Source organism: Ensifer sp. ZNC0028, from assembly GCF_000799055.1.
Taxonomy (GTDB): Bacteria; Pseudomonadota; Alphaproteobacteria; order Rhizobiales; family Rhizobiaceae; genus Ensifer.
Window position 1 is genome coordinate 16,473 of sequence record NZ_JTLA01000105.1, and the last position, 22,635, is coordinate 39,107.

Here is a 22,635-nt window from a genome sequence, read left to right on the forward strand (position 1 = left end):
AAAACCGGCCGCGTGAAGGGCCGGTTTGACACCCGGCCTTTTTAGCTACTTGTTTAACGTGGCTGCAAGCCGACCGGCCAAATCACCACGGGATAAAGCTTCAATACTGCCAGGGTACGCTTGCGTCAATTCCCGGAGTTTGGTTTTGTCTCGCAACTGAAAAGAGGACTGCAATGGGCCGCGACACTGGGATTTTGGCCGATCGCGCGATCGCCGCGCTGTTCGAATCGGGACGCTTGAAGAGCGAGAAGCCGCTGGATGACGATCAGATCCAGCCGGCAAGCCTCGACCTGCGCCTCGGCGCCAAGGCTTTTCGCGTCCGCGCGAGCTTCATGCCGGGTCCATCTCATCTCGTTGCCGACAAGCTCGACCGGCTGAAGCTGCACGTGGTCGACCTGACCGAGGGTGCGGTGCTGGAGACCGGCTGCGTCTACATCGTTCCGCTGATGGAAAGCCTGGCGCTGCCCAAGGGCATGTCGGCCTCGGCCAACCCGAAGAGCTCGACCGGCCGCCTCGACATCTTCACCCGCGTCATCACCGACCGCGCCCAGGAATTCGACAAGATCCCGGCCGGCTACAGCGGTCCGCTCTATCTCGAAATCAGCCCGCGCACCTTCCCGATCGTCGTGCGCCGCGGCTCGCGCCTGTCGCAGATCCGCTTCCGCATGGGCCAATCGATCCTGTCGGAACAGGAATTGCAGGCGCTGCATGATAGCGACGTGCTGGTGGCGAGCGACAAGCCGAATGTCAGCGGCGGCGGTATCGCGCTGTCGATCGATCTGAAGGGTACCGGGCCCGAAGGCCTGATCGGCTATCGCGGCAAGCACCACACGGCGGTTATCGACGTCGACAAGAAGGCGCAGCACGCGATCTTCGATTTCTGGGAGCCGCTTTATAGCCGCGGCCGCGACGAACTGATCCTCGATCCGGATGAGTTCTATATTCTCGTCTCGCGCGAGGCCGTGCATGTGCCGCCGCTTTATGCGGCCGAGATGACGCCGTTCGATCCGCTGGTCGGCGAGTTCCGCGTGCATTACGCCGGTTTCTTCGATCCGGGCTTCGGCCATGCCTCAGCCGGCGGCACGGGCAGCCGTGCGGTGCTGGAAGTGCGCAGCCACGAGGTGCCGTTCATCCTCGAACACGGCCAGATCGTCGGCCGCCTGATTTACGAACACATGCTGGAACGCCCGGATGGTCTCTACGGTCTCGGTGTCGGATCCAACTACCAGGCGCAGGGCCTGAAGCTCTCGAAGCATTTTCGCGCCGAGTAGGGGATTTCGAAGCGACCCTGGCGCGATCCGGCGCGAGGGTGCTTGACAGATCGCCCCGGTTCGGGAAATTTCGCAGGCGCCGCGGGTGTAGTTCAGCGGTAGAACGCCAGCTTCCCAAGCTGGATGTCGTCGGTTCGATCCCGATCACCCGCTCCACGCCTTCTAACCGATCATTGCCTCGATGGCGTAAGGCCTATGGCCAGTTGCGCCGTGGACGGCTAACCTAGGACGGGATGAATCATCCGCGGTTCTAAGGGCCGCATCTGACACACGAGACGTGCCGGCCCGCTGCCCATGAAGCTTTTCTCCCTGTTCGCCCTTTGCGCGTCCTTGATCGCAACGCCGCTTGCGGCCCAGCCCAAGGATCTGCCGCTCCTTTTCGATGCGCGCGAACGCATCGCCAAGCCGGACCTCACGGGCCTCGCGCGCTTGCGTTTCTTGACGACGGTGGACTTTCCGCCGTTCAACTTCATCGACCAGTCGGGCAAGCTTTCGGGATTTCATGTGGATCTCGTGCGCGAGATCTGCCGCGAGCTCGACATCGAAGCCAAATGCCAGATCCAGGCCGTGACCTATGCGGAGCTGCTGCCGGCGCTGGAAGAGGGGCAGGGCGAGGCGGTGGCCGCCGGCGTCGCCGTCGGTCCGGAACTGCGCCAGCGCTTCGGCTTTTCGCGCGCCTTCATGCGGCTCCCGGCGCGGTTCGCGGTCAACACCAAGGCGGCGGGCGCAGTGACCGCGCCGACGGATCTGAAGGGCAAGCCGGTCGGTGTCGTTGCCGGAACCACGCATGAGGCGATGTTCAAGGCGTTCTTCCCGAAGATCGAGGCCAAGGTCTTTCCCGACCGCGAGGCCATGCTGACGGCGCTGCAGAAGGGCGATGTACCGGCGGTGTTTTCCGACGGCATGCAGCTTTCCTTCTGGATCTCTGGCAGCGCTGCCGGCGGTTGCTGCGCGCTCGTCGATGGCGCCTACTTCTCGCAGCGCTTCCTCGGCGAAGGCCTGACGATCATGAACCGCAAGTCGGAGCCGGCGCTGACCCAGGCGATCGATCACGCGCTGCTGGCGTTGTCGCGCAGCGGGCGGTTGGAGGAAATCTACCTGCGCTATTTCCCCAACGGTATCTACTGAGCTTCAGGGCTTCCCGGCGCGATCGTCGGCCGGCCTATCGGCGAAAGCGGGCAAGCGCACCGCGCTCGATGGCGGCGCAGGTCAGTTTGTCGAGGCCAAGCCGGTCGCGCAGCAGCTGCAGCAGGCGGATTTCTTCGTTGCGGATGCGCTGGTCGGCGGCCGCGATCTCGACGGCGAGCGCGTAGGCCGTCTCGTGGAACTTCTCCGGCAACGCTTCGCGCACGATTTCGAGCATGATGTCGAGCCCCTCGGGCGCCGCCAGCTGTGCCGAACATTCATGGCCGATATGGACGAGGCTATCCTCGTCGAAGCCTTCGAACACGGGCAGGAACTGGACCAGCCTGCCGATGCGGGCAAACTCGTCGTCGCTCATCTCGCGGTCGACCGCCGACATCATCACCATGACGTAGACGAGAGCTTCGTGGTGGCTGAGGCTTGGCAGCATGGGGCTTTCCGGCGGTAGGGCAATTCCAGGGAGAGGGTGGTTCCTGATCCGGAGTTGCGTCGTTTCAAAGAGTCGGGCCGTCTGTTGCTTTCGGCAGACGGTCGAGAGCTGGGAATTGTCGCGGCTGTTTACAAGTCTGGCTGCGAGGCGTCCACTCCGAGGCCGAGGGTCGGATCGTCGAAGGTCATCGGCGTGTGGCTGAGGTCCCGCGGATCGTCACCGTAAAAACCGAGCTTTGCCTGGCGTGCCGCGTCGGCGCGTTTTTCGAGGGAGGAGCCCGCGACCGGTGTCGCCCAGCCATTGTCGACGAGCCAGGTGGCGAGATCCTGCCCGCCAAGCGTGCAGGAGGCGGTGGCCGAAGGAACGGAACCTCCTTCGGGCAGATGGCAGCTGACCGCACGTGCACGCAGGAAGTTTCGGAAGGCGGTTCGTGCGACGATGCCGCAGGGCCAGCTCTTGCCGCCGCTCTCGCAGGTCCGCTCCGCCTGCTCCGGCTCGATGCCGTCGATCTGCAGGGTCAGCTTGTCGAACTGGATCACGCCGGCTGCAACCGCGACCGGACGATAGAGCACGGTCGGCCCGGCGGCCTTCGCTTCCTTCTTCGGTTCCGACAGCGGCGCGCGCGGTTCCACCCGTTCGAGCGGCGCGCTTGTGACGGTGTCGGGCAGGCCGAACTGCTGCGGCTCGATGGCGCGCGCCGCGTTCTCGGTCGTGGGGGTGCCCTGGGGTTGTTCGCCCGTCGTCGCTGCGCCGCCGGAGGGCGCGCCGGGGTCGAGCGGGACCTCATCGTCGGCCTGATCCGGCGTCGCCTCGAAATCGGTCATGTCGGGCGTTTCGAGAACGAGTTCCGGCGTGGCGGCGGTCTCACGGTCGCGGATGGCGACGGCGCCCGCATAGAGGATGCCGGTGAAAAGGGCGATTGCGGCGATGCCGCCGGCAAGGGTGTACAAATGCTGCCGCATCGGGAAGGACGTCCTATTGGCTGGCCCAGATGATCCGGGCGATCCATTCGATCTGGCTGGTCTCGAAGCTGCGGTTCGGATGCTCGGGATTGAGCGACAGGAGTTCGATCACCCGCGGCGTCTGGCGCGTGAGCACCTTTGCCATGACCTCTCCCTCCTGTGTCTTCACTACGACGCGATCGCCACGCCGGATCGGCGCGCCGGGGTCGACGATCAGGATGTCGCCGTCGCGGTAGAGCGGTAGCATGCTGTCTCCCTGTACCCCGAGTGCATAGGTGCCGCTGCGCTTTTCCGCATCCGTGGGAAAATCGATGACGTCCCAGCCCTGACCGGCGGGAAAGCCGCCGTCGTCGAAGTAGCCGCCGGCACCCGCCTGGGCAAAGCCGATCAGCGGGATCGCGGCAGCGGCCACAGGTTCTGAAGGCGCTGTGGCCCCGTCCGGCTGCAGCAGGCTTGTGAACTGGTCCATGGTGGCGCCGGTCGCCTCCAGCACCTTGGCGATCGATTCCGTCGAGGGCCAACGCTCCCGCCCGTCGGCGGAGCGACGCTTGGACTTGTTGAAGGAGGTCGGGTCGAGGCCGGCACGGCGCGCGAGACCGGAAGGCGAGAGCTGGTGGCGCTCGGCCAGGGTGTCGATAGCGTGCCAGATCGTGCCGTGAGACAACATGACGAGAGATCCAGGCCGGGCAGGCGGCCACTTGCTGCTTTGGTTCCCGGCCACACTACCGAAACGCTGCAGGGCGGTAAAGAATCGGGAGGAAAATAGTCCTCGTCCCGTCATTTGCTTTGCGGGGCGTCGCCCCTATAGTTCCGGTGATGGGCAGGACAGGCTTTCGGTGGAGGGCGTTTTGTTGATGCGCATGAAAGCGGAACGCCTGCTGATCGTCGCCATGCTTGCCGCGGTCGCCGGACTTGCGCTCGAAGATCACCTGCTTGAAATGGGGCGCCTTGCAACGCTTCTCGGTGCCGGCGGCCTGGTGGTCGCGATCGTGCTTGCGTCACTGCGGGTATCACATCACGCCGAGGTGCTGGCGTCGAAGGTCGGCGATCCCTATGGCACGATGATCCTGACGCTCTCGGCGGTGCTCGTCGAAGTCGTCGTGCTGGCGATCATGATGACGAGCGAGACGTCTCCGACGCTGGTGCGCGACACGATCTATGCGGCCGTCATGCTCGACATCAACGGCATCCTGGGGCTCGCGGCCCTGCTCGGCGGCCTGAAGCACGGCGAGCAGCCCTATAACGACGATTCCGCCCGCACCTACAGCGTGATGATCCTGACGGCGATGGGGATTTCGATGATCGTGCCGGAATTCGTGCCGGCGGCCAAATGGCATCTCTACTCGGCCTTCACCATCGGTGCGATGATCACGCTCTACGCCCTGTTCCTGCGCATGCAAGTGGGCGTGCACAGTTACTTCTTCAGCTACAGCTATCCGAAGGCGAAGGGCGAGGGGAGCGCGAGACAAGGCGATCCGGACCAGCCGGTGCTGCCGTCGATCGTGATCCTCATACTCGGCATCGTGCTGATCGGCTTTCTGGCGGAAGTAATGTCGTCGCTGCTGACCTCAGGCTTGAAGGGGAGTGGTGCACCGCTCGCCGTCACGGCGATCGTCGTCGCGGCGATTTCCGCCTCGCCGGAGATCATGACCGCCATGCGCGCCGCCCTTGCCAACCGCATGCAGGCAGTGGTCAACATCGCGCTCGGCGCCTCGCTTTCGACCGTCATCCTGACGGTGCCGGTGATGGAGGCGATCGCGCTCTATACTGGCCAGCCCTTCCTGATGGCGATGTCGCCGGTTCAGACGGTGATGGTGACGATCACGCTGATCGTTGCGGCGATCAACCTCAATGACGGGCAGACCAACGCGATTGAGGGCATGACGCATTTCGTGCTGTTTGCCACCTTCGTCATGCTCTCGGCGATCGGCCTTTGAGCCGATGATGGGCGAGCGTCAGGCCGTCGCCTCTTCGCGCGCTTTCCTGGCCACCACTTCTTCATAGGCGGCCTGCAGCGTGGCGCGCACCCTGGGAGGACCGTCGAGTGGCGTCCCCAGATGGTCGTGCCGCAACTCGTCCATGAAGCGGTCCCAGAGCGCCGGGCCGCCGTTCTCCATGAGTTCGGCACGAATGCTGAGCTCTTCGCTGACCGGCAGGTAGCGTCGCCCCCAGGCGCCGAGCTGAGCCATGATCGGCACCAGCGCAATCGTCATTTCCGTCAGGCTGTAGATCGCCTTCTGCTTGTGCGTGGGGTCGTCGCGCTTCGTCAGCATCCCCTGTTCGACCAGCATCTTCAGCCGGTCCGCCAGGATGTTCGAGGAGATGCCCTCCTGCGATCGCAGCAGCTCCCGGAAGTGCCGTTTGCCGCCGAAGATCATGTCGCGAATGATCAGCAGGCTCCATTTGTCGCCGAACACTTCGAGCGAAAGATTGATCGGGCAACCCGAGCGCATGTCGTCCTTCATTGGCACCTCTTTAAAACCGCTTGCATTATCGCATCACTGACACTAACGTTCAACTGATTCCAATTTAATAGCAGTTCATAATCGAAACCAGTTAATCATAAACCATCAGTTTCCGACCCAGAGGAGGCAAGACATGACTGATAGATCCGTGGAACATTCGAGCTTCACCATTGAGCGCAACTTCAAGGCAACACCGGTTGAGGTGTTCAGGGCGTTCTCGGAACCGGCCGCAAAGGAGCGCTGGTTCGTCAATGTCGAGGCCGGGGCGCAGATCACCCATGACTTCCGCGTCGGCGGGCGCGAGAGCGGCCGGTTCAGCCAGGACGACGGGACGACCTATTACGACGACACCATCTATCTCGACATCGTCGAGAACCGTCGCATCATCTTTGCCTATACGATGACACAGAACGACCGGAGAATTTCCGCCTCCGTCGCCACGGTCGATATCCGGCCCGCCGGCAGTGGCACGCAGCTCGCCTTTACCGAACAGGTCGCCTTCCTCGACGGGCTCGACAAGCTCGAGTACCGGCGCGGAGGCTGGGAAGAATTGATGGGCGCCTTGGCGAAGGAACTCGGCGAGGCGGTTGCCGCCTGAGACACGACCGGCTGGCCGCTTCTCGCGATCGATCCCGGAGGACACGTGCTGGTCCTCCGGGATTTTTCTAGTGCATGGCGGCAATCGCGCTACCGGCGATGCCGACAGAGAACAGCGTGAGGCAGACGGCAGCGATCCGGCGCGGCAGGTGCGAGGTCGACAGACCCTTGGACATCTGCACCAGCAGGGCGCCGGCCCCGATCCAGGCCGACCCGGCAGCGACGACCAGCAGCGAAAAGCCGGCGATCCAGGGCCAGACGGCTGCCAATCCCGTCTGCGGCAACAGCACCAGGGCGACGATCAGGGCTTTCGGATTGAGCAGCGTCGTGACGAAGACTTGTCGGATGGAGATGACAACGCCTTCGCTGCGTTCGGCATCGGTCGTCCAGAGCGCATAGGCGAGATAGAGCACCCAGCAGGCGGCAATGAACCTCAGCGCCAGGCCGAGGTTCGGATGGGCGGCGAGGAACGGGGCGAGCAGCGCGACGGCGGGAATGATCACCGCAAGATAGCCGCCGAGTTCGCCGGTCAAAAGCGGCAGCGACCGGCGGAAGCCTGCCGATGCGCCGGAAAGCCAGAGCAGCGTGTTCGTCGGACCGGGTGTCGCGAGCAGGACGAGGGCGGCAAGGGCGAAGGCGAGCGGCTGCATGTCATTGAGACCTAGGTTTCATGGTCGTTATCGCCGCCTTCTAGCAGCGGTGCAAGCGCCGGTTCTTGATCTCCATCAAGCCTGGTGCCCGATCGTGGCGCAGGCCACCCCAAGAAATCGCCACAGCGCCGCCCAGCCATGCCCCTTCCGCGCCCGCCGCCGCCGCGCTATCAGACGGGCTCCGCCGCTTCCCTTCCCGCCGGCGTGATCGAGGCTCCCATGAACAAGACCGTCCTGTCAGGCATCGTCATGACGACGTTTTCCTATTTCCTGTTTTCGCTGCAGGATGCGTCGGTCAAATGGCTGGTCGTCGGCTACTCGGTCTGGCAGATCCTGTTTACCCGCAGCATCACCATCCTGGTGCTTTGCCTCGTCATCGGCCGCGGCCAGCTGGTGCGCAATGCCATCGTGTCGCCGGTGCTCAAGCCGCTCTTCGTGCGCAATCTTTTGCTGCTTGCCGCCTGGCTTTGCTATTTCAACGCGGCGCGTGATCTCAGCCTCGCCGAAATGACGACGCTCTATTATGCCGCGCCGATCGTCGTGACGCTGTTGGCGGTGCCGATCCTGAAGGAGGACGTGCCGCCGATCCGCTGGTTCGCCGTCTTCATCGGCTTCGTCGGCGTGCTCGTCGCCTGCGATGTGCTTGGCACCGGCATGAAGCTGTCGCTGCCTGTATTCCTGGCCTTGCTTGCCGCCGTCTTCTGGGCGATCGGCACGGTGATGCTGCGCAAGACCGCACTCCACGAAACGACCTTGGTGCAGATGACGATCTCTAACGTCTTCTTCATCGGCATGACCGGAGTTGCGGTCGGTTTCTTCTGGACGCCGCCGGCGCTCTTCGACGTTGCGCTGATGGCCGGTACCGGCGTCATCGCCGGCATTGCCCAGTACGCCTTTTTCGAGGGCATGCGTCGCGCACCGATCTCGGTGATCGCACCGTTCGAATATACCTCGCTCGTCTGGGCCTTCGGTCTCGGCTTCCTGATCTGGGGCGACGTACCGGCCACCAATGTTTTCGCCGGCGCCGGACTGATCTTTGCGGCCGGCCTGCTGATCATCGTCGGCGAACGCCTGGCGCACCGGCGCCAGGGCGCAACCGCCTGAGGCCGAATGGAAGCGGAACGCTTCACGCCTTGATGACGAGGGCTTCCGGTATACGACCGGTCAACCGGAAGAACAGGTGGGACGTCACGAGCACGGTGGGGTCGGCAAGATGCCGGTCGAGGGCGGCGAGATCGTCATCCAGCTGGACTTGGCTGATGAAGCCTTCGGCAACGAGCCTGTCACGGACATTGTTGATGAAATCCCGAAGGATCGATCGGCGGTCGTGGCCGGGCGGGTAGACGTGCTCGACCGCATCGACGGAAATCGCCTCGACGCCGGCACTTCGGAACAGCCGATGCAGCCGACGGCCGATGTTGAGGTCGATGCCTCTGGCCGTGGAATAGGCGGTGTAGGCGGCCAGCAGCCGGTCCCAGGCGGCAAGCGGCGGATCGCAGATATGCGCCAGGAAATCGGCCTCGAAGCTCGCGATCCAGCCGCCGGGCCTCACCAGCGACACCATTTCGAGCACGATGAGTTCCGGCCGTGGCACGTTGACCAGTACCAGCCGCATATGGGCGCCGTCGAAGGAGCGGCGCGGTAGGCCGGTGGCATAGGCGTCGCCCTCACGCACCTCCACCTGCGGCAGCGCGTGGCCGGCAACGAAACGGCGGGCAAGCTCGACGAAATGCGGGTCGCGTTCGATGCCGAGCACCGAGCCGGTCGGCCCGACGCGCTTGCCGATGAGATGCAGCACGCCGCCGGGACCGCAACCGAGATCGACGACGCGCTCGCCCGGCTTGATGCCGACCCTTTCGAGTTGCTGGTCGGAATCGGGTGCGAGATTGGCGATTTGTCGTTTCAGGCGTGCTTCTTCGGGCCCTGCGCGCCCAAGCAGATAGAGATCAGGCTCGCTCATGGCGTGTCCCCCTCTGAAGTCGCGGAGGATGCGCCCCCGCACGGAGGGCGTCAATCAGAAGATGCTGATAAGCTTAACGCGCCCGCGATGTCATGAAGCGCCGTTCCGCGGTTTCCTCATAGATCACAAGGCCTTCGCGGCGATAGAAGGCCACTGCCGGATTGGTCGTCAGCACGCTGAGCCGCACGGGCAGGCCGATCGCTCCCGCCTCGCCAAGCACCTGCCTCAGGGCGAAAGCCCCGTAGCCACGCTTCTGATATGCGGGCGCGACATAGAGCTTGTTCACCCAGAGATGGTCCGCGCGCGGCGTCACCGAAACACAGCCGGCATCTTCGCCGTCTGCAACGATGAGGCGATGTTCATCGAGGATCAGCGCATCCGCCGGACGCGGGCGCCAACTGCCCCAGAGTGCGACGGCATAGTCGCGCATGCAGGCTTCTTCGAGCCAGTGCAGATAAGGTTCGTCGCCGGGGGCGGCGGCGCGGAATGTCGTTTTCGTCATGGGTTCGTCGTGGGTAGCGGTTCCATCCGCGTGGGCCTAGCACCAGAACTGTAACAGGGTGATGGCGGCCGGGTGAGCGTTGAGCCGGCAAGGGCCTCGAATGTGCCGTGTTCAAACGAAAACAGGCCCCGAGGGGCCTGCTTCCAATGCGATGAGCGAAGCTTACGCCGCCTGCTTCTTCTCGCCGTAGGGATCGAAGCGGCCGTAGAACGTCTCGCCGCGTTCGGCCATTTCCTTCAAGAGCGCCGTCGGCTTGAAGTGGTCGCCATAGTCCTTGGCGAGCTTTTCACACATCTTGACGAAGGCCTTTACGCCCATGCCGTCGATGTAGGAGAGCGTGCCACCGGTATAGGGCGCAAAGCCGAAGCCGAGGATCGAGCCGACGTCGGCTTCGCGCGGATCGGTGACGATGCCTTCTTCCATGGTGCGCGCGGCTTCGAGCGCGATCGTGGCGAGAAGCCGCTGCTTCAGCACCTCGACATCGATCTTGTCGGCGTTCTTCTGCGGATAGAGCGTCTTCAGCTCCGGCCACAGATATTTCTTGGCGGGCTTGGCCGGGTACTCGTAGAAGCCCTTGCCGTTCTTGCGACCGCGGCGGTCGAGATCGTCGACCATCCTGTTGATCAGCGCCAGGTGCTTGGGATCGACGGCCTTTTCGCCGAGGTCGGCGACGGTGGCCTTGAGGATCTTCTGGCTGAGGTCGATCGCCACTTCGTCGTTGAGCGACAGCGGGCCGACCGGCATGCCGGCCATCTTGGCGGCATTCTCGATCATTGCCGGCGGCACGCCTTCGATCAGCATGTCATAGGCTTCGTGGATGTAGCGGAAGACGCAGCGGTTGACGTAGAAGCCGCGGGTGTCGTTGACGACGATCGGAGTCTTCTTGATTGCGGCCACATAGTCGAGTGCCACGGCAAGTGCCCTGTCGCCGCTTTCCTTGCCGAGGATCACTTCCGTCAGCATCATCTTTTCGACTGGCGAGAAGAAATGGACGCCGATGAACTGGCCCGGGCGCTTGGAGTTCTTGGCGAGACCGGTGATCGGCAGCGTCGAGGTGTTGGACGCAAAGATCGCGTCCTCGGCAATCACCGCTTCCACCTTCTCGATCACGTCCTTCTTGACCTGGCGATCCTCGAACACCGCTTCGACGACGAGGCCGGCGGTCTTGAGATCGTTGTAGTCGGCCGACGGCGTGATGCGGGCAAGCAGAGCTTCGCCTTCTTCCTTGGTCAGGCGGCCCTTGCCGACCGAATCCTTCACCAGGCCTTCCGAATGCGCCTTGCCCTTTTCGGCCGCTTCCATGTCGCGGTCGATCAGCGTCACGGCGATGCCTGCAGCAGCCGTCACATAGGCGATCGAGGCGCCCATGAAGCCGGCGCCGACGACGCCCACATGCTTGAACTCCGACTTCGGCACGCCAGCCGGGCGGCGGGCGCCCTTGCCGAGCTCCTGCATCGAGACGAACAGCGAGCGGATCATCGAGAAGGCTTCGGTCGTCTGAAGGATCTCGGTGAAGTAGCGCTGCTCGATCTTGAGCGCCGTGTCGAACGGAACCTGCAGGCCCTCATAGACACACTTCAGGATCGCGACGGCGCCCGGATAGTTGCCGTAGGTCTCGCGGCGCAGAATGCCGGAAGCGGCCGGCCAGAGCTGGGCCGAGGCCGGCGTCCAGATGCCGCCGCCGGGAACCTTGTAGCCCTTTTCGTCCCAGGGCTGGACCGGCTTCAGGCCGTTCTTGATCATCGCCTTGGCGGCATCGACCAGCTTGTCGGCGTCGACGACTTCATGCACGAGGCCCATCGCCTTGGCGCGGGCTGCCGTCAGCGACGAACCGGTCGTCATCATCTGCAACGCGTCCTGCGCGTTGGTAAGCCGCGGCACGCGCTGGGTGCCCCCGGCGCCCGGGAAGATGCCGACCTTGACTTCCGGCAGAGCGATCTTCACCGACTTGGAATTGGAGGCAACGCGGCCGTGGCAGGCGAGCGAAAGCTCGAAGGCGCCGCCCATGCAGGTGCCGTTGATCGCCGAGACCCACGGCTTGCCGGAGGTTTCGAGCTTGCGGAAGAGCCCGGTCATCCGGCCGACCAGATCGAAGAGCTTCTGGGCGGCGTTATCCGGATCCTTTTTCTTCTCTTCCTGCTGGAAGGTGAACATCGACTTGATCATCGAGAGATCAGCGCCGCCGGAGAAGCTCGACTTGCCCGACGTGAAGACGACGCCCTTGACCGCCGCATCGGCGGTGGTCTGGTCGACGATGGCGTTCAGCTCTTCCATCACCTCCTGGGTGAAGACGTTCATCGACTTCTCGGGCATGTCCCAGGTGATGAGCGCAATGCCGTCGGCGTCGGTCTCGATCTTGAAATTGGTGTAATTCGTCATGGTTCTCCCCCTCAGTAGAGAATGGGTTCGATCTGCAGCGAGACGTTCGATCCGCCGCTGTAACGTTGCTTGCTGGTGTTGGTGGCGATCAGCCGCCCGTCGCGCTCAACACGGATGCTGAAGCCGGCGTCGACAGCCTTGTCGAGTTCGGGCTTCGGCACCTGCAGCACGAAGGGCACGCGGGTGGCCTTGCCGTCGCTGACGACAGACGTCTCGGCGATCAGCTTGGCGGCGACGTCCATCACGCCCTGCTCTTCGAGCCGGATCGTGACGGTGCCGGCCGGAACCGGGCCGCTGGCGACATTGGCGATCGCACCGGTGAGCGTGAAGCTGTCGCCGCCTTCCTCTTCGTCGGAGACGCAAGCCGAGACTGCAAGCAGCCCCAGGCCCAACACTCCGAGAAGGGTGCGGCGCATCACGTCCATCGTCAGACCCTTTCGATGATCGTGGCCGTGCCCATGCCGGCGCCGATGCAAAGGGTGACGAGCGCGGTGTTGAGATCGCGGCGCTCCAGTTCGTCGAGCACGGTGCCGAGGATCATCGCGCCGGTCGCGCCGAGCGGATGGCCCATAGCGATCGCGCCGCCGTTGACGTTGATCTTGTCGTGCGGGATGTCGAAGGCCTGCATGTAGCGCAGGACGACGGCCGCAAAGGCTTCGTTGAGCTCGAAGAGATCGATGTCCGACAGCTTCATGTCGGCGCGCTTCAGCAGCTTCTCGGTGACGTCGACCGGGCCGGTCAGCATCAGTGCCGGATCGGAGCCGATATTGGCGAAGGCGCGGATGCGGGCGCGCGGCTTCAGGCCCATGCTTTCGCCGCCGGCCTTGGAGCCGAGCAGCACGGCTGCTGCACCGTCGACGATCCCGGACGAATTGCCGGCATGGTGCACGTAGTTGATCTTTTCGATTTCAGGGTGTGCCTGGATGCCGACCGCTTCGAAGCCGCCCATTTCACCTGGCATCTGGAAGGACGGGTTGAGCGAGGCGAGTGCCTGCATGTCGGTGCCCGGACGCATGTGCTCGTCACGGTCGAGGATGGTGAGACCGTTCTGGTCCTTGAAGGGGACGACGGACTTCTTGAAGTAGCCCTTTTCCCAGGCATGCGCTGCGCGCTTCTGGCTTTCGACGGCATAGGCGTCGACGTCGTCGCGGGTGAAGCCGTACTTGGTAGCGATCAGGTCGGCCGAAACGCCCTGCGGCATGAAGAAGGCCGGCAGGTTGACCGAAGGATCCATGAACCAGGCGCCGCCGGACATGCCGAGACCGACGCGCGACATCGATTCAACGCCGCCGGCAATGACGATGTCGTCGGCGCCTTGGGCGATCTTCGCTGCGCCGAAGTTGACGGCGTCGAGGCCGGAAGCGCAGAAGCGCGAGATCTGCATGCCCGGTGCACGGGTCGAATAGCCGGCTTCGAAGGCGGCAGCCTTCGGGATCACCGCGCCTGCGTCCATCACCGGATCGACGCAACCCATGATGATGTCGTCGACGGTCGACGTGTCGAGGTCGTTGCGGTCACGCACCGCTCCCAGCATCTTGGCGGCGAGCCGAACGGACGGCACTTCGTGCAGCGATCCGTCCTTCTTGCCACGGCCGCGGGGCGTGCGCACGTGGTCGTAAACGAAGACTTTCGTCATGTCTCATCTCCCTTTCGGCAGTACCGTCAGGTGCTGCCCGTCAAACATGTTAGATCGCTTCCGCGACGAGATTAGAAAGCGGCTGCGTCGAGCGCCATCAGCGTGTCGGCGCCGGTTTCGATGCGGGCCTTGCGCAGGCCCGTTTCCGGCAGGATCCTTTCCATGAAGAAGGTCGCGGTGATCAGCTTGTTCTTCAGATAGTCTGCACGCGCCGTTTCGCCAGAGGCAAGCTTTTCCTCGGCCGTCTTGGCGATCTTCGCCCACATGTAGCCAAGCACGACGAGGCCGAAGAGGTGCATGTAGTCGGTCGAGCCGGCGCCGGCATTGTCGGGCTTGGCCATGGCGTTCTGCATGAACCACATGGTGGCGGCCTGCAGGTCGTTGAGGCCCTTCTTCAGCGCCTTGGTATAGGCGGCGAGCTTTTCGTTGCCGCGGTTTTCCTCGCAGAAATCGCCGATCTCCTTGAACAGCGCCATGACGGCGCGGCCGCCGTTGAGGCCCAGCTTGCGGCCGACGAGGTCGAGCGCCTGGATGCCGTTGGCACCTTCGTAGATCATCGCGATGCGGGCATCGCGGACATACTGGCTCATGCCGTGTTCTTCGATGTAGCCGTGGCCGCCGAACATCTGCTGCGCCATGACGGCGTGGTCGAAGCCCTTGTCGGTCATGACGCCCTTGAGGATCGGGGTCATCAGGCCGAGAATGTCGTCCGCCGCCTGGCGGTCGGCTTCGTTGTCGGAACGGTGCGCGATGTCGGATTTCAGCGCCGTCCAGAGCGTGAAGGCGCGGCCGGCCTCGTTGAAGGCCTTGATCGTCATCAGCGTGCGGCGGACGTCCGGATGCACGATGATCGGGTCGGCCTTCTTGTCCGGCGCCTTCGGACCGGAAAGTGAGCGGCCCTGGATGCGGTCGCGGGCATAGTTGGCGGCGTTCTGGTAGGCGACTTCGGCAACCGAGAGGCCCTGCAGGCCGACGCCGAGGCGCGCCTCGTTCATCATCACGAACATGGCGTTGAGGCCCTTGTTCTCCGTGCCGATGAGATAGCCCTCGGCCTCGTCATAGTTCATGACGCAGGTGGAGTTGCCGTGGATGCCCATCTTGTGTTCGATCGCGCCGCAGGAGACGCCATTGCGTTCGCCCGGCTCACCATCGGCGTTGAGCTTGAACTTCGGCACGATGAACAGCGAGATGCCCTTCACGCCCTCAGGTGCGCCCTCGATGCGGGCGAGCACCAGGTGGACGATGTTGTCGGACATGTCGTGTTCGCCGGCGGAGATGAAGATCTTCTGGCCGGAGATCTTGTAGGCGCCATTGCCGGTCGGCACCGCCTTGGTGCGCAGGAGGCCGAGGTCCGTGCCGCAATGCGGCTCGGTCAGGTTCATCGTGCCGGTCCAGGTGCCGGCGACCATCTTCGGCAGGTAGGCCTGCTTCTGCTCGTCCGTGCCATGCACGAGGATCGCTGCGATCGCGCCCTGGGTGAGGCCCGGATACATGGTCAGCGCCATGTTGGCCGACGACATGTATTCGCCGACGGCGGTGTGCAGCGTATAGGGCAGGCCCTGGCCACCGAATTCTTCAGGCACGGCAAGGCCGAGCCAGCCGCCTTCGCGGTAGAGGTCGAAGGCTTCCTTGAAGCCCTTCGGCACGCTGACCGAACCGTCGTCGCGACGCTTGCAACCTTCCTGGTCGCCGGAAAGGTTGACCGGAAACAGAGCTTCTTCGGCAAGCTTGGCGGCTTCGCCGACGATCGCCTCGATCATGTCGGGCGTCGCATCGGCAAATCCGGGCAGGTTGTTGTAGCGCTCGATGCCGAGCACGTCGTTCAGGATGAAGAGGGTATCGTCGACCGGAGCCTTGTAGATGGGCATTCTTTCCTCGCCTTTGGTGCTTCGGGCCGCCGTCTGTCGTCGTCGACGCCCGGTTGCAGGATGCCGGATGCGCCGCCATCCTCATTGTTTCCAGAGCATCCTCTCCTCCCGTTTTTCCACGGGAAAGCGGATGCCGCCGGGGCGGTCTCGCATCGTTGGCCGGATGCTACAAAATTTTGACGTTTGCGTAAACGTCAAAAATTGCGTGTCGCGCAGTTTGGTGGCGTGTGGGGGAGGTCGGCGGCACCGCAGCGCCTCAACTTCGTACGATCCTGCCAAATCGTTAAAAAATCATCCGCAGGTTAACCGCTTGTTTACCACGTTTCGTGAAAGGTGCGTGTTGAGATGGTCAAAGCTGCAACCTGTCCTGGCGTCGCATCGTTGTAGTTTTGCCCGCGTCGGAAGCGCCACAGGGGTGAAGAAAGCAGTTTTCTTCCGTGACGACTTTCGAGATGGCCGACGACAGGGGCGAAGAACAACATGAGTGGATTGCGATCAAATCCTCAGCGCGCAGGCAGCCAGTCCTATAGCGAGCGGCCGTCGCTCGACGCCTTGAACCGCACCATCGAAGGATTGGAGGCGCGGATCGAAGGCCTGATGAGCGGTACGGCTCGCGACCCGGCGCCAAGGCCACCCGAGCGCCAGCCCGCCCGCGAACCCGTCCGGGAAACGGCATCGCCCCGCGATGCCGTCGCCGAAATCATGCAACGCCAGCGCAGCCTCAGCGCCTCGCGCGAGCGCCCAGCGCTTAGCGACCGGCTGCCGCAGCGCGGGCCGGAACGGTATGCCCCCGAGCGCCCCGCTTCCGAACGCCCCATTTCCGAACGGCCGGTCCAGGACCGCTACGTCGAAGAGCCGCGCCCCCAGCTTCACAGCCAGCCGCAGCGCGCCTCCGCGGCCGTCAACGATATCGCCGAAGCCCTCGTCGGTTTGCGCCAGGACCTGAAGCGCGACATCACCGACGGCCTGACGCGCGAGATGAATTCGCTGCGCTCCGAAATTCGCGGCATCAAGGCCCAGGCGCAGGATCACAGCTTCGCCGAAGACGTGCGTGGCGACATGCAGCGCCTTGCCGACAGCATCCAGCATCTCGGCCGTCAGGCCTCGCCCGCCCAGGCTGACGCCTTGCGCGGCGATTTCGACGACCTGCGTGCGATGATCGACGGACTTGCGCGCGAAGACAGCATGCGCCGCATGGAAAACCGCTGGAATGGTGTCGAGGATCGGCTGATCGCGTTCGACCAGAGCCGCGACGACGAACTGGTCGCGCTCGCCTATCGGTTGGACGAAATCAAGTCGCAGATCGGCTCGCTGAAAAGCAGCTCCGCCGTCGATGTGCTCGAAGACAAGCTTATCGCCGTTGCCCAGGCGATCGAAATGCTCGGCCGGCAGATCCAGCCCGACGATCGCCGCCTCGTCTCGCAGTTTGCCGATCTCGACAGCCGGCTCGACGAAATCAGCCGCGCCATTGCCGCCAACAGCCGCACGACCCAGGGGCTTGATACCGGCTTCGTCAATCGCCTCGAAAGCCGGCTCGGCGATCTCTCCCACCAGATCGACAGCCTGTCGCGCCCGAACGATTCGGGCCTCAGCGCCCGTCTGGAAGCCCTGACCGTCCGTGTCGAGGATCTCGCAAGCGAAAAGGCCGCCGCCCGCCTGGAAGAGCGGCTGGACCAGCTGTCGCTGATGATGGAGCGCAGCAACAGGACGGCGCAGTCGGACCTTAACGATTACCTGTCGGATATCTCCCGCAAGATCGAGGCCCTCGACCAGGGCAGCGTCAACGACGCTCTGGCCGAGCGGCTGGACTATCTCGCCCGCCGCATAGACGAGCTCGACGCCCATGGCGCCCAGCCTGTATCCGATCCGCGTTTCGACCGGCTGGAAGATCGCCTGGCCGGTATCGCCCAGCGGCTGGAGGAAACACAGGCAGCGCCGTTCGACGACCGCGCGGCACTTCAGAACCTTGAAGCCCAGATCGCCAACCTGTCGACGCTGGTCAGCCAGCCGCGGACGGACGTCGCCCAGAGCGTAATGCCCGTCGATTTCGAAAACCGTATGACCGCGCTCGAGGACTATTTCTCGACCAGCGACGAATACATCGTCGAAGCCGCCCGTCAGGCGGCCGAAGCGGTGATGGAAGCCTATTCCAAGAACGGCCCTTCGCAGGCCTCCTCCGGTGGCGACCTGGCCGCGATCTCGGCACTCGCCGAAGATCTGCGGACACTTGAGGACTTGAGCCGCTCCAGCGAGGAGCGGACTGCGCGCACGTTCGAGGCGCTGCACGAAACCCTCGTCCACATCGCCGACAAGCTGGAACGCATCGAAAACCGCGAGCCGGCACTGGCGGCCCAGCCTGCCATGGCGGTGGTACGCGAAGCCGCTCCGATGCCGCGTGCCGCGCAGCCGGAGTTCAACGACCCCTTCGGTGGCGGCGACCTCGATGATCGCTACGACGACCTGCAGCGCAATGTCCGCGCCCTCCAGGCGGAGGACCAGGCCGTCGCAGCCGAGGCCGCCGAACCGGTAACGGCCCTTGCCGACGATGCGCAGATCTCGACCGTCGAGCTCGAGGAAGAGCGCGAGCCGGTAGCCGCTGGCCGCACAGGCCTGCTCGCCGGCCTCACCCGTCGCTTTTCCGGCAAGCGCTCGGAACAGGCACCGGAGCAGGCGCGCAAGCTCGTCGAGCCGACGCCGTCGATCGATCCCTCCGAAATGCTGGCGCCGGAAGAAGCCAACCAGCTGCTTGAGCCGGGCTCCGGCGTTCCGGACGTGAAGAAGATCCTGGAGCGCGTACGCGCCGGGCAGATGAACAAGGCAGGCATTCAGCCGGCCGATGGCGACAAGTCTGACTTCATCGCCGCGGCTCGCCGCGCCGCCCAGCTCGCCGTCGAGGAAGCCGACACCCTCAACAAGACCAGCGACAAGGCCGCGACGTCCGGCATCGGCGGCGCTTTTGCCCGTCATCGCCGGCCGATCCTCATGGCCGTCGGCGCCGTGCTTTTGGCGATCATGTCCTACCCGCTGGTCAGCTCGATGCTGAACAAGGACGAGATGCCGGTCGAACCGGTGGCGGTCATCGAGCAGACGGTCAACCCGCAGGCATCCGAATTCAAGGTCGCCGACGACCAACTGGTGCAGGGCACGACCGTTGCGGCACAGGCAGCACCGGTCGCTGCGTCCGAAAGCGCTGTTGCGCCACCGCTCGATTCCGTTGAAGCGCCGGCAAAGACCCCCGAGGCCTCGATCGCGGTGACGGCAACGACCGTGCCGACGACCAGCTTTGCAACGCCGGCGGAAGGCAAGGCGCCGATGCTTGCGCCTGTCGCCGAGACGAAGACGCCGGTCGCCGAGTTCCAGCCGGCAGCGGCTGCAGCGACGCCGGTGGCGAGCGTTTCGGTCGCAAGCGCGCCGGCCGATGGCGCCGCGATGACCCCGTCGACGACTGCCGCCGCAGCCGTGGCGACCGACGTGGTATTGCCGGAAGGTTTCGGCCCGGTCGCCCTGGTGACGGCCGCCAAGGGTGGCGACCCGCTCGCCTTCTACGAAATCGCCGTGCGCTTCACCGAGGGCCGGGGCGTTCAGGAAAACATGGCGGAAGCCGCGAAATGGTATCAGCGCGCCGCCGATGCCGGCGTCGTGCCGGCTCAGTACCGTCTTGCAACCCTTTACGAAAAGGGCACCGGCGTGACGCGCGACACGGCCAAGGCGAAGGCGCTCTATATCGCTTCCGCCGGCCAGGGCAACGCCAGCGCCATGCACAATCTCGCGGTCATGCTGGCAAGTGGCCGCGATGGCGCGCCTGACTTTAACGAGGCAACGAAGTGGTTTGCGAAGGCTGCCGAACTCGGCATCCGCGACAGCCAGTTCAACCTTGCGGTTCTCTATGCCCGCGGCAACGGCGTGCCGCAGGATCTGACGGAATCCTACAAGTGGTTCTCGGCGGCTGCCCGCGAAGGCGATCTCGATGCGGGCGCCAAGCGCGACGAGGTTGCCAAGGCGATGAAGCCGGAGCAGCTCGAAAGCGCCAAGGCCAAGGCCGAAGCCTGGAAGGCTGAGCCGGTCGACGCCAAGGCAAACAGCGTCGACGTTCCGGATGCATGGGTCGGCCCGGCCAACAAGACGGCCAGCGTCGACATGAGCAAGGCGGTCCGCAACATCCAGGCGATCCTCAACAACAACGGCTTCGACGCCGGCAAGCCGGATGGCCAGATGGGCAAGAAGACCGTCGCTGCCATCAAGGCTTTCCAGAAGTCGGTCGGCCAGGAGCCGACGGGCGAAATCACCGAGCAGCTGGTCAAGGAATTGCTGAAGCGCAATTCCTGACCCTCAGGCCCAGCGCCGTAATAAAGCCGCAGAGCCGGGCGACACGGGTTGCGGGTGGCGAAGCCATCCGCCATGTGGCTGAAAAGGTTGAAATCTCGGGCTGCTGCATAATTCCTTAATCGGAATCGGGCTAAGGAAGAACCGATGCAGCAATCAAGGTCCGATTCGTGGCCTTGGCACGTCCTGGCGGAAGCGCAACGCTGCAGGAGTGCATGACGGAGGCCGCCTCGCCCTCGGGGGAGGTGCCGGCCCTTCGAATAATCCCTCAATCGTGGTGATTTGCTTGCCACACTAACTGGTTTGCCCGCATCGCGGGCCGTTGGCATATCGAGGATCCGGCGTGACGATCTATCTGCCCATCGCAGAGTTGTCGGTGAACATACTCATCATTCTCGGTATGGGCGCTGCCGTCGGCTTTCTGTCCGGCATGTTCGGCGTCGGTGGCGGGTTCCTGATCACGCCGCTCCTGATCTTTTACAATATTCCTCCCGTCGTCGCGGTGGCGACCGGTGCCAACCAGGTGGTGGCCTCGTCGATTTCCGGCGCGATCACGCATTTCCGAAGAGGCACCATCGACATCAAGCTCGGCACGGTGCTTCTGTGCGGCGGTCTTGCCGGCGCGACCGTCGGCGTCTGGCTGTTCTCGCTGCTGCGCCGCCTCGGCCAGCTCGACCTGGTGATCTCGCTGCTTTACGTCGTGCTGCTCGGCACCGTCGGCGGGCTGATGCTCTGGGAGAGCGTCGTCGCCATGCGCAAGGCGGCCAAGAACCAGCAGACGACCTTGCGCCGTCCCGGCCAGCACAACTGGGTGCATGGCCTGCCCCTGAAGATGCGCTTCAAGAAGTCGAAGATCTATCTGAGCGTCATTCCGGTGATCGCCCTCGGTTTCTGCATCGGCATCCTGACCTCGGTCATGGGTGTCGGCGGCGGCTTCATCATGGTGCCGGCGATGATCTATCTGCTGCGCATCCCGACCAATGTCGTCGTCGGCACGTCGCTGTTCCAGATCATCTTCGTTTCCGCCTACACGGTCATCGTCCAGGCTTCGACCAACTACACCGTCGACATCGTGCTCGCCTTCGTGCTGATGATCGCCGGCGTCATCGGCGCCCAATACGGCGTGCGCGTCGGCCAGAAGCTGCGCGGCGAACAGCTGCGCGCATTGCTGGCCCTGCTTGTTCTTGCTGTCGGCATCCGTCTGGCGATCGAACTCATCATCCCGCCGAAAGACGTCTATTCGGTCGTATCCGCGGGGTTCGGTTTCTGATGCACCGTTTCGCCCACATAGCTCTGACGCTCCTGGCTTTCGCCTTCTCCGCTCCGGCCCTGGCTGCGCTGCAGGACGAGAATGCCGATTTCACCGAGAAGCTGGAGATCGGCATCTCCACCGACGAGATCGCCATCACCTCCGATTTCCGCGGCGCCGACCTCACGATCTTCGGCGCGGTCGACGGCTTCGACCAGGGCCTGCTGGCCCAGGGCCGCTACAACATCGTCGTCAGCCTCGAGGGGCCCAAGGACAATGCGACGGTGCGCAAGAAGGAGCGTGTCTTCGGCATCTGGGTCAACACCAGTTCCATGACCTTCGAGTTGGTGCCGGAATCCTATTCGCTGTCGTCGACGCGCGATATCGAGACGATCGCGCCGCCCGGCGAGATGGGCAATATGGGCATCGGCGTCGATCACATGCGGCTGGTGCCGCTCGGCTTCGTCGGTGACGGCAGCAATCTCGGCGAGTTCCGCAACGCCTTCCGCCGTATCCGCGAGACCAGCGGCGTCTACGAGCGCGATCCGGGCGGCGTGCAGTTCATCAGCTCCAGCCTGTTCAAGGCGTCGGTGCGTCTGCCGGCCAACGTGCCGAACGGCGTGCATGTGGTGCGCGCCTATCTCTTCCGCGACGGCGTCTTCGTCGCCGCCAAGGCGCTGCCGCTGCGTGTCGTCAAGACCGGCCTCGAACAGTTCATCACCCAGGCGGCACACCAGCAGCCGCTGCTCTACGGTCTGATGGCCGTGCTGCTCGCCGTCATCACCGGCTGGGGCGCCAGCCTGATCTTCCGCAAGGAATAGTGACGGGCGATCTTCGCCGACGTTTCCTTTTGCGCGCCGGAGCGCTATGGAAAGGCATGCCGCGTGCGTTTCATCAGCGCATGCCGTGGCAAATAAAAAACAGAGGAAGCTCGATGAAACCGATTTTTGTCCAGTTGCAGTGCGCTCCCGGCAAGACCTACGAGGTCGCCGACGAGATCTACCGCAAGGAGATCGTTTCGGAGATGTATTCGACGAGCGGCGATTACGACCTGATCATCAAGGTCTATATCGAAGAAGGCCAGGACATCGGCAAGTTCATCAACGACAACATTGCCACTGTGCCGGGCATCTCGCGCTCGCTGACGACGCTGACCTTCAACGCGTTTTAATCGCAGGCGGCGCCTCGGTGCGGGAGAGC

20 protein-coding genes, 1 tRNA gene and 1 riboswitch are annotated in these 22,635 nt (G+C 63.9%); of the genes, 10 read left to right on the forward strand and 11 right to left on the reverse strand.

The features are described from left to right. Positions 1-20 precede the first annotated feature (20 nt). Positions 21-99, reverse strand: a riboswitch (SAM riboswitch). Between the two features lie 74 nt (positions 100-173). The 3 genes from L981_RS24390 to L981_RS24400 all read left to right on the forward strand — a co-directional run bounded on the left by L981_RS24390 (position 174) and on the right by L981_RS24400 (position 2,399). Then, a complete protein-coding gene (locus L981_RS24390; RefSeq protein ID WP_043622376.1) occupies positions 174-1,271 on the forward strand; it encodes a 2'-deoxycytidine 5'-triphosphate deaminase in 1,098 nt (365 codons plus the stop codon). An 81-nt stretch (positions 1,272-1,352) separates the two neighbouring features. Next, positions 1,353-1,427 (forward strand) — tRNA-Gly (locus tag L981_RS24395). A gap of 138 nt (positions 1,428-1,565) precedes the next feature. Further along, positions 1,566-2,399 carry a transporter substrate-binding domain-containing protein gene (locus tag L981_RS24400; RefSeq protein WP_043622378.1) on the forward strand — a complete coding sequence of 278 codons (834 nt, stop codon included), beginning with the start codon at positions 1,566-1,568 and terminating at the stop codon, positions 2,397-2,399. A gap of 34 nt (positions 2,400-2,433) precedes the next feature. Here L981_RS24400 and L981_RS24405 read toward each other — a convergent pair whose 3' ends face one another. The 3 genes from L981_RS24405 to L981_RS24415 form a co-directional block, all read right to left on the reverse strand. Beyond that, the gene (locus L981_RS24405) at positions 2,434-2,844 is read right to left on the reverse strand and encodes a tellurite resistance TerB family protein (RefSeq protein ID WP_043622382.1); all 411 of its coding nucleotides are present in this window, start codon (positions 2,842-2,844) and stop codon (positions 2,434-2,436) included. A 128-nt stretch (positions 2,845-2,972) separates the two neighbouring features. After that, positions 2,973-3,806 (reverse strand): thermonuclease family protein, encoded by an 834-nt coding sequence (locus L981_RS24410; protein WP_043622385.1) that lies wholly within the window; start codon positions 3,804-3,806, stop codon positions 2,973-2,975. A 13-nt stretch (positions 3,807-3,819) separates the two neighbouring features. Continuing rightward, positions 3,820-4,473 carry a helix-turn-helix transcriptional regulator gene (locus tag L981_RS24415; protein ID WP_043622388.1) on the reverse strand — a complete coding sequence of 218 codons (654 nt, stop codon included), beginning with the start codon at positions 4,471-4,473 and terminating at the stop codon, positions 3,820-3,822. A 187-nt stretch (positions 4,474-4,660) separates the two neighbouring features. Here L981_RS24415 and L981_RS24420 point away from each other — a divergent pair, with 187 nt between their 5' ends. Next, on the forward strand, positions 4,661-5,743 hold the full coding sequence (locus L981_RS24420) for a calcium:proton antiporter (RefSeq protein WP_043622390.1): 1,083 nt from the start codon (positions 4,661-4,663) through the stop codon (positions 5,741-5,743). Positions 5,744-5,761: 18 nt separating this feature from the next. Here the strand turns inward: L981_RS24420 and L981_RS24425 are convergent, their stop codons facing one another. Continuing rightward, positions 5,762-6,271 (reverse strand): helix-turn-helix domain-containing protein, encoded by a 510-nt coding sequence (locus tag L981_RS24425; RefSeq protein ID WP_043622393.1) that lies wholly within the window; start codon positions 6,269-6,271, stop codon positions 5,762-5,764. 133 nt (positions 6,272-6,404) lie between these two features. Here L981_RS24425 and L981_RS24430 point away from each other — a divergent pair, with 133 nt between their 5' ends. Continuing rightward, entirely contained in the window at positions 6,405-6,869 is a 465-nt protein-coding gene (locus tag L981_RS24430; protein ID WP_043622395.1) for an SRPBCC family protein, read from the forward strand. Between the two features lie 67 nt (positions 6,870-6,936). Here the strand turns inward: L981_RS24430 and L981_RS24435 are convergent, their stop codons facing one another. Further along, on the reverse strand, positions 6,937-7,518 hold the full coding sequence (locus tag L981_RS24435) for a LysE family translocator (protein WP_043622397.1): 582 nt from the start codon (positions 7,516-7,518) through the stop codon (positions 6,937-6,939). Positions 7,519-7,737: 219 nt separating this feature from the next. On the opposite strand from L981_RS24435, the gene L981_RS24440 reads away from it, so the two are divergent. Continuing rightward, positions 7,738-8,622: a DMT family transporter gene (locus L981_RS24440; RefSeq protein WP_043622443.1), complete on the forward strand. Its 885-nt coding sequence runs from the start codon at positions 7,738-7,740 to the stop codon at positions 8,620-8,622. Between the two features lie 22 nt (positions 8,623-8,644). Here the strand turns inward: L981_RS24440 and L981_RS24445 are convergent, their stop codons facing one another. The 6 genes from L981_RS24445 to L981_RS24470 form a co-directional block, all read right to left on the reverse strand. Continuing rightward, positions 8,645-9,478: a methyltransferase domain-containing protein gene (locus tag L981_RS24445; protein WP_043622399.1), complete on the reverse strand. Its 834-nt coding sequence runs from the start codon at positions 9,476-9,478 to the stop codon at positions 8,645-8,647. A 73-nt stretch (positions 9,479-9,551) separates the two neighbouring features. Beyond that, the gene (locus L981_RS33435; protein WP_052201998.1) at positions 9,552-9,980 is read right to left on the reverse strand and encodes a GNAT family N-acetyltransferase; all 429 of its coding nucleotides are present in this window, start codon (positions 9,978-9,980) and stop codon (positions 9,552-9,554) included. A 162-nt stretch (positions 9,981-10,142) separates the two neighbouring features. Continuing rightward, the gene (locus tag L981_RS24455; protein WP_043622402.1) at positions 10,143-12,359 is read right to left on the reverse strand and encodes an FAD-dependent oxidoreductase; all 2,217 of its coding nucleotides are present in this window, start codon (positions 12,357-12,359) and stop codon (positions 10,143-10,145) included. A gap of 11 nt (positions 12,360-12,370) precedes the next feature. Beyond that, entirely contained in the window at positions 12,371-12,775 is a 405-nt protein-coding gene (locus tag L981_RS24460; RefSeq protein WP_197067190.1) for a YbaY family lipoprotein, read from the reverse strand. A gap of 11 nt (positions 12,776-12,786) precedes the next feature. Beyond that, positions 12,787-13,995, reverse strand: a complete 1,209-nt coding sequence (locus L981_RS24465) for an acetyl-CoA C-acetyltransferase (RefSeq protein WP_043622405.1) — start codon at positions 13,993-13,995, stop codon at positions 12,787-12,789. Between the two features lie 71 nt (positions 13,996-14,066). Then, on the reverse strand, positions 14,067-15,863 hold the full coding sequence (locus tag L981_RS24470) for an acyl-CoA dehydrogenase C-terminal domain-containing protein (RefSeq protein WP_043622407.1): 1,797 nt from the start codon (positions 15,861-15,863) through the stop codon (positions 14,067-14,069). A 480-nt stretch (positions 15,864-16,343) separates the two neighbouring features. Here L981_RS24470 and L981_RS24475 point away from each other — a divergent pair, with 480 nt between their 5' ends. The 4 genes from L981_RS24475 to L981_RS24490 all read left to right on the forward strand — a co-directional run bounded on the left by L981_RS24475 (position 16,344) and on the right by L981_RS24490 (position 22,606). After that, positions 16,344-20,189 carry a peptidoglycan-binding protein gene (locus tag L981_RS24475; RefSeq protein WP_043622410.1) on the forward strand — a complete coding sequence of 1,282 codons (3,846 nt, stop codon included), beginning with the start codon at positions 16,344-16,346 and terminating at the stop codon, positions 20,187-20,189. 340 nt (positions 20,190-20,529) lie between these two features. Next, positions 20,530-21,456 (forward strand): sulfite exporter TauE/SafE family protein, encoded by a 927-nt coding sequence (locus L981_RS24480; RefSeq protein WP_043622412.1) that lies wholly within the window; start codon positions 20,530-20,532, stop codon positions 21,454-21,456. After that, the gene (locus L981_RS24485) at positions 21,456-22,256 is read left to right on the forward strand and encodes a TIGR02186 family protein (protein WP_043622414.1); all 801 of its coding nucleotides are present in this window, start codon (positions 21,456-21,458) and stop codon (positions 22,254-22,256) included. Before L981_RS24480 ends, L981_RS24485 begins: the two co-directional genes overlap by 1 nt. 113 nt (positions 22,257-22,369) lie before the next feature. Then, complete coding sequence (locus tag L981_RS24490; protein ID WP_034797129.1) at positions 22,370-22,606, forward strand: Lrp/AsnC ligand binding domain-containing protein; 237 nt, start codon at positions 22,370-22,372, stop codon at positions 22,604-22,606. Positions 22,607-22,635 lie beyond the last annotated feature (29 nt).

Coding starts and splice junctions, on each gene's coding strand:
- L981_RS24390 (WP_043622376.1), top strand. CDS start 174: ATGGGCCGCGACACTGGGATTTTGGCCGATCGCGCGATCGCCGCGCTG.
- L981_RS24400 (WP_043622378.1), top strand. CDS start 1,566: ATGAAGCTTTTCTCCCTGTTCGCCCTTTGCGCGTCCTTGATCGCAACG.
- L981_RS24405 (WP_043622382.1), bottom strand. CDS start 2,844: ATGCTGCCAAGCCTCAGCCACCACGAAGCTCTCGTCTACGTCATGGTG.
- L981_RS24410 (WP_043622385.1), bottom strand. CDS start 3,806: ATGCGGCAGCATTTGTACACCCTTGCCGGCGGCATCGCCGCAATCGCC.
- L981_RS24415 (WP_043622388.1), bottom strand. CDS start 4,473: ATGTTGTCTCACGGCACGATCTGGCACGCTATCGACACCCTGGCCGAG.
- L981_RS24420 (WP_043622390.1), top strand. CDS start 4,661: ATGCGCATGAAAGCGGAACGCCTGCTGATCGTCGCCATGCTTGCCGCG.
- L981_RS24425 (WP_043622393.1), bottom strand. CDS start 6,271: ATGAAGGACGACATGCGCTCGGGTTGCCCGATCAATCTTTCGCTCGAA.
- L981_RS24430 (WP_043622395.1), top strand. CDS start 6,405: ATGACTGATAGATCCGTGGAACATTCGAGCTTCACCATTGAGCGCAAC.
- L981_RS24435 (WP_043622397.1), bottom strand. CDS start 7,518: ATGCAGCCGCTCGCCTTCGCCCTTGCCGCCCTCGTCCTGCTCGCGACA.
- L981_RS24440 (WP_043622443.1), top strand. CDS start 7,738: ATGAACAAGACCGTCCTGTCAGGCATCGTCATGACGACGTTTTCCTAT.
- L981_RS24445 (WP_043622399.1), bottom strand. CDS start 9,478: ATGAGCGAGCCTGATCTCTATCTGCTTGGGCGCGCAGGGCCCGAAGAA.
- L981_RS33435 (WP_052201998.1), bottom strand. CDS start 9,980: ATGACGAAAACGACATTCCGCGCCGCCGCCCCCGGCGACGAACCTTAT.
- L981_RS24455 (WP_043622402.1), bottom strand. CDS start 12,359: ATGACGAATTACACCAATTTCAAGATCGAGACCGACGCCGACGGCATT.
- L981_RS24460 (WP_197067190.1), bottom strand. CDS start 12,775: ATGCGCCGCACCCTTCTCGGAGTGTTGGGCCTGGGGCTGCTTGCAGTC.
- L981_RS24465 (WP_043622405.1), bottom strand. CDS start 13,995: ATGACGAAAGTCTTCGTTTACGACCACGTGCGCACGCCCCGCGGCCGT.
- L981_RS24470 (WP_043622407.1), bottom strand. CDS start 15,863: ATGCCCATCTACAAGGCTCCGGTCGACGATACCCTCTTCATCCTGAAC.
- L981_RS24475 (WP_043622410.1), top strand. CDS start 16,344: ATGAGTGGATTGCGATCAAATCCTCAGCGCGCAGGCAGCCAGTCCTAT.
- L981_RS24485 (WP_043622414.1), top strand. CDS start 21,456: ATGCACCGTTTCGCCCACATAGCTCTGACGCTCCTGGCTTTCGCCTTC.
- L981_RS24490 (WP_034797129.1), top strand. CDS start 22,370: ATGAAACCGATTTTTGTCCAGTTGCAGTGCGCTCCCGGCAAGACCTAC.